Origin of the sequence: Tahibacter caeni (assembly GCF_024609805.1) — a bacterium.
In the GTDB taxonomy this organism is placed as follows: Bacteria; Pseudomonadota; Gammaproteobacteria; order Xanthomonadales; family Rhodanobacteraceae; genus Tahibacter; species Tahibacter caeni.
In genome coordinates, this window is sequence record NZ_JANFVR010000338.1 from 1 (window position 1) to 4998 (window position 4998).

The following is a 4998-nucleotide window of genomic DNA, read 5'->3' on the forward strand; positions in this document are numbered from 1 at the left end:
GTCTCGCCGTCGGGTACGCCGGGCGGCGGCGGCCGGTACGCGAGCGGCGCGTCGTCGGGCAGCGCGGCGAGCGTCCAGTCCGCGCCGTCGCCGCGGCGATCCAGGCGCTGGTAATGGCGATGACGCCCGGCCGGCGTGTCGGTCGGCAGCACGCTGCCGGCCTCGTGGAAGAACACCGTCTGCGGCCGTCCTTCGTGGACCGGCAGCAGGTTGCCGTAGAACACCGACACGTCGTGCACGCGCGCCGGACAGAACGTCGTGAAGCTGTAGTCGAAGCGCAGCGCGTCGTCGTCGCGCCAGTTCACGCGCACGAGCCAGGTCGAGGCGACCGGGTCGAACAGGGAGACCGCCGCGCCGTCGCCGTGCCCCGCGACCAGCCGCAGCAGCTGGCGCTTGCGCGGATTGCGGCCCGGCAGCGTGCCGGTCAGCGGGTTCAGCGCCTCGGCGATCGCGAGTTCGCGCCAGACGCCGTCGCGTACGAGGTCGCGCAGCGCGTCGGCGGCGGCCTGGTCCGGCAGGCCGTCGAACGGCAGCAGGTCGGCGCCGGTGCTGCCGGCCGCGAGCGCCGGCCGCGCGTCGCCCCAGGTATGCAGGCGCAGCCGGTTGAGCAGCGGATCGAGCCGCTGGCGCTGCGCCGGTTCGAGAACGTTCTGCCGCGACGCGAACCAGACCGCGTCGGCGCGCGCCGCGTCGGCCTCGGTGCGCACGACCAGTTCCTGATCGTCGAGCGTGAACGGCGCCGCGCCGGCGAGCACGTCGACCGCGAGCCAGGTGCCGGCCTGGTTGCCTTCGTGCACGTGATAGTCGACGAGGCGCGCGTGCCGCGCGAGCGACACGCGCTTGCGCGTGGTCGCGAGATAGGCCTCGGCCATCACGCGGTCCTGGTAGTCCGACAGCTCGTCCGCGGCGGCGGCGAACAGGTCGATCAGGGTCTGGTCGAGGTCGGCCTCGCTCGTGCTCGCCCAGCCCGGCACGCGGTCGGCCATCGCGACCATCACGGTGTGGCGGAACGAGTCGTAGTCCTTGGCCAGGTAGTCGATGCCGGGTGCGGGCGCGGCCGGCGCGCCGGGCAGGGCGGGCGCGCAGTCGTTCGTGAAGCAGCCGGGGCGGAACTTGAAACCGATCGAGGCGAAGAACGGATCGATCTGCGCGGCGTCCCAGACCAGCTCGATCGTGTAGGTCGAGTAGTCGCCGACCGGCGCGACGCGCAGGCGCAGCCGCGTCGCGTCGATCGCCGACACGCCGGTCACGTGCACCTGTCCGGCCGCGTTGCCGGCCGGGACGCGCGTGCCGCCGTGAAGGCGGAAGACCTGGCGCGCGCGCACCGGGTCGCCGCCGATCTCGGCGAGGATGGCCGCCAGGTGCAGGCCGTTCCAGAAGCGCAGCTCGACGTCGGCGAAGCCGGCGCCGAGGGTCACGAGCGCGAGGCGCAGGCCGTCGACGCCGTGGTCGGCGAGCCGGTCGGCGCGGTCGTCGACGAGATCCCGGAACTCGATCGCGCTCATCGTCCGTCCTCCGTCACTGCGACTTGCGCTGGAACTTCACGACGCGCGTGTCGGCGCTGCCGGCCGGGCGGTAGCGCACGATCACTTCGAGCACGGCCGCAGGATCGTCGAACACTACGTCGATGAACTCGACCGTGAGCCGGTGCCCGAGCCAGCGCGACAGCCCGTTCGTGATGCGCGCCTTGACGACGCCGCGCAGCGTTTCCGACGCCGGCTCGAACACGAGCCGCTTCACGCCGCCGCCGAATTCGGGCAGGAACAGCCGTTCGCCCGGCGCGGTCAGCAGCAGCTGCAGCAGCTCGTCGCGCACGTGCGCGGCCTCGTCGGCCGGCGCGGCCGTGCGGCCGTCGCCGCCGATGCGGAACGGAAACGCGAGATGCCTGCCGTTCGCTGGCGCCATGTCATATCCCCTGTGCGCGCTGCTGCGTCTGTACGACGACGGCCGGCCCCTGCGGCGCCTGCGCGGCGTTGAGGCACAGCCCGACGCTGGTCTGCAGCAGTACCGGCACGCCGCGCAGCGCCGTCTGCGCCGCGCCGCTGAGCCAGCGGATCGTCGTGCACGGCGACGGCGCGGCCGGCGCGAACGGGCAGCCGACGACGACGTGCACGTCGGTCAGCAGCAGCATCGGCGCACCGTCGACGCAGGCCTCGGTGTTGCTGGTCGCGAGCACGGCCTGTCCGCCGTGCGGGCACATGACGGTGCTCGTGGTTGTCAGGATCGGAATCACGGCGGCACTCCGAACGCCATTGCGCCGTTGACGAGGCTGACGCCGGCCAGCCCGACCTTGATCAGCCCGTTGTTCAGCGAGATGTCGCTCTGGCCGACGACGAGCGTGCAGGCGCCGCAGGTCAGCGCGATCTCGCTGCCGGAGATCACGATCTCCGGGCCGCTGCCGTGCGTGATGCGGATCTCGCCGGCGTCGTCGTCGACGACGATGCGATGGCCTTTCTCCGACACGAGCACGCGCACGCGATCGCCCTGCGGGTTCGGCCGCTGGCCCTTCGCCCACCAGGCGCCGGACCAGATCGGACTGTCGAGGCGGCCGGCTTCGAACTCGATCCAGACGCCGGAGCCGACCTTCGGCAGCAGCACGAGGCCGTGGCCGTCGCCGGCGAACGGCGCGGCCGGCAGCGCCCAGCCGCAGGGCGCGTCGCCGAGCACGGCCGGCACCTTGGCGCGGACGCGGCAGCGGTTCTCCGGATCGGCGATGTCCTCGACGATGCCGCGGTACTTCCCGTAATAGCTCGACCCGGCGCGCTCGGCGAGGCGTTCGACGGTCTGTTCGAGGAGGTCCATCAGAAGATCCCCACGTTGGCGGACACCGCGAGCTTCACGCCGCCGCCGAGCGCCTCGGCGACCGGCGCGGCCGACACCGCCGTCGCGGAATCGGTCTTCGCTTCGAGCTCCTGCGTCCATTGCGACGGCGTGATGCGGTGCGTGACGCGCGTGATCAGATAGTCGCCGCTGTACGGCGTCGCGCCGGCGTCGACGCGCACCTTGCGGTACGGCGACAGCACGCTCGTGTAGCAGCCCGGCAGCACGCGGCTCGACAGCCGGTAGACGTAGGAGCGCCGGCGCGTCTGCGCGTCGGCCGCCGCGCCGGGGTCTTCGCGCGTGTTCTCGTACGGATGCAGCAGGCGCCGCGGCGTGAGGTCCACCGGCAGCGCCGGCAGCTCGCGCATGAGGCCGAGGTCCTCGGCGCTCGCCTCCAGCGTCGTCACGCCCTGGTCGTCGACGCGCAGCACGGCGGCCTGCGTGCGCTCGGCGCCGTCGGGGTCCTGCGCGATCGTCGCATTGGCGAGGTTGCGCCTGCCGCCGACCAGCACGAGCGGCGGCAGGTCGCTCGCGCCTTCGGGGTCGCGCAGGAAGCAGCCGACGCTCGCGCCGCGTTCGGCGCCCGGCAGCACGTAGGCATGGCGGTCGTTCGCCTGCGCGAGCTCGCGCAGGAACTGCAGCGCCGTGCCGCGCCGTGCCGTGGTCTTCGGCGTCGCCGTCGTCGCGTCGATGCGCAGCGAGCGGATCTGCGCGAAGCCGCCGAACAGTTCCTCGGCGATCGAGGAGTCGGTGCGGTATTCGTAGGGCGGTCCCGTCGCCTCGTCGACGTTCATGAAGGCGCTGTCGTCGCGCACGACCAGCGAGGCGGTGCTGTGGCCCGGCTGCGCGTCGAGGCCCGCGTCGATCGCGACGAGCGGCCCGTCGATCAGCGGCGCGAAGCGGCCGTCGCCGCCGTCGAGCTCGATGCGCACGCGCGAGAACGGCTGCGCGCGGTCGCCGGGCCAGTGCAGCCAGCGGCCGCCCGCGTCGAGGCACAGCGCCAGCCGCACGTGTGCTTCCCAGAACGCGTCCATTTCCTGCACGACGTCGATCTCCTCGACCCGGCGCAGCTCGTCTTCGCTCGCGGCGCGGTCGCCGAACCAGATGCGGAAGCGCGGTGCCGGCATCTCAGCGCTCCGGCAGGTCGAGCGTGCCGCCCGGCGTCGCGACGAGCGTGCGGCCGTCGAGCGCCGTGTTCGCGTCGGCGACGTGCCAGAACTGCGTCGCGTCGCCGGCGGCATGCGCGTAGAGATCGAGCCGGTCGCCTTCCTCGACGACGTGCGGCGTGCCGGCGACCGGCGTGAGCCTTCGCAGCTTCAGCGCCGTCACGCGTTCGCCGGTCGACGTCGTCGTTTCGACGACGGCCACGTTGCTGTAGCGAGAATTGGCGAGAAACATGGCGGCTCCTAGATCGGGATCAGGTCGACGATCTGCTCGGCCGTGTTCGCGAGGTTCGCGACGGCCTGAGCCTCCTTCGCGATCGACGAGTACATCAGCGCGCCCTTGGCGAGCGCGTCGTCGGAACAGTCGTCGACGGCGATCACGGACAGCGACAGGTCGACTTCGGCGCGGATAGGATTCAGCAGCGGGTCGTACTCGAGCTCGGCGATCGTCATCGAGTCGATCGTCACCGGCAGCACGCGCGTGGCGCCCCAGATGAACAGGATGCGCGGATAGGTCTCGCGCGGTATCGGCTGGGCCGGCTCGGCCTTCTTCGCGCCGAGCGCATCGCCGATCGCGTCGATGACGGCGCCGACGAGCCCGTCCTTGCCGGCCGGCATGACCATCTTCTCGAGCGCGGCGAGCTGCGGGCCGATGCCGAACAGCTTCGCGATCGCCTTGTCCTCGTCGAGCAGGTTGGCCGCGGAGAAGTGGGCCTTGAAGCCGATCTTCTCGAACGTCTTCTCGCCGGCCTGCGTCGTTTCGCGCTGCGTCGCGCCGCTGGGGCGCGGCGGAATCTGCAGGGTGCGCGACAGCGATTCCGGATTGAACTGGAAGATCACCACGTTCGGGATCGGCCCGACGAGGCCGGCGCCGTACTCGATCAGCGCGCCGCGCAGCAGGATCACGACGGCTTCCCCGCGGCGTCGGCGACGCGCTGCGCGATGCGCTGCGCGAGCGGCTGCGCCTCGGGCGCCGCCGTGGTTTCGAGGCTTCCCGCGTCGAGCCGGTCCGCCG

6 protein-coding genes and 1 pseudogene are annotated in these 4998 nt (G+C 72.3%); all 7 read right to left on the bottom strand.

Annotated features, from left to right (window positions below; translation table 11 throughout):
* A pseudogene (locus NON22_RS20180) lies at positions 1 to 1505 on the bottom strand (hypothetical protein); the annotation flags it as partial.
* A gap of 13 nt (positions 1506 to 1518) precedes the next feature.
* Complete coding sequence (locus NON22_RS20185; RefSeq protein WP_257388777.1) at positions 1519 to 1905, bottom strand: GPW/gp25 family protein; 387 nt, start codon at positions 1903 to 1905, stop codon at positions 1519 to 1521.
* A gap of 1 nt (position 1906) precedes the next feature.
* A complete protein-coding gene (locus NON22_RS20190) occupies positions 1907 to 2233 on the bottom strand; it encodes a hypothetical protein (protein ID WP_257388778.1) in 327 nt (108 codons plus the stop codon).
* Entirely contained in the window at positions 2230 to 2802 is a 573-nt protein-coding gene (locus tag NON22_RS20195) for a phage baseplate assembly protein V (protein WP_257388779.1), read from the bottom strand. Before NON22_RS20195 ends, NON22_RS20190 begins: the two co-directional genes overlap by 4 nt.
* Positions 2802 to 3947 carry a hypothetical protein gene (locus tag NON22_RS20200; RefSeq protein WP_257388780.1) on the bottom strand — a complete coding sequence of 382 codons (1146 nt, stop codon included), beginning with the start codon at positions 3945 to 3947 and terminating at the stop codon, positions 2802 to 2804. The genes NON22_RS20195 and NON22_RS20200 overlap by 1 nt, the downstream gene beginning before the upstream one ends.
* Position 3948: 1 nt before the next feature.
* The gene (locus tag NON22_RS20205) at positions 3949 to 4218 is read right to left on the bottom strand and encodes a hypothetical protein (protein WP_257388781.1); all 270 of its coding nucleotides are present in this window, start codon (positions 4216 to 4218) and stop codon (positions 3949 to 3951) included.
* Between the two features lie 8 nt (positions 4219 to 4226).
* Positions 4227 to 4889 carry a hypothetical protein gene (locus NON22_RS20210; protein WP_257388782.1) on the bottom strand — a complete coding sequence of 221 codons (663 nt, stop codon included), beginning with the start codon at positions 4887 to 4889 and terminating at the stop codon, positions 4227 to 4229.
* Between the last annotated feature and the right edge of the window lie 109 nt (positions 4890 to 4998).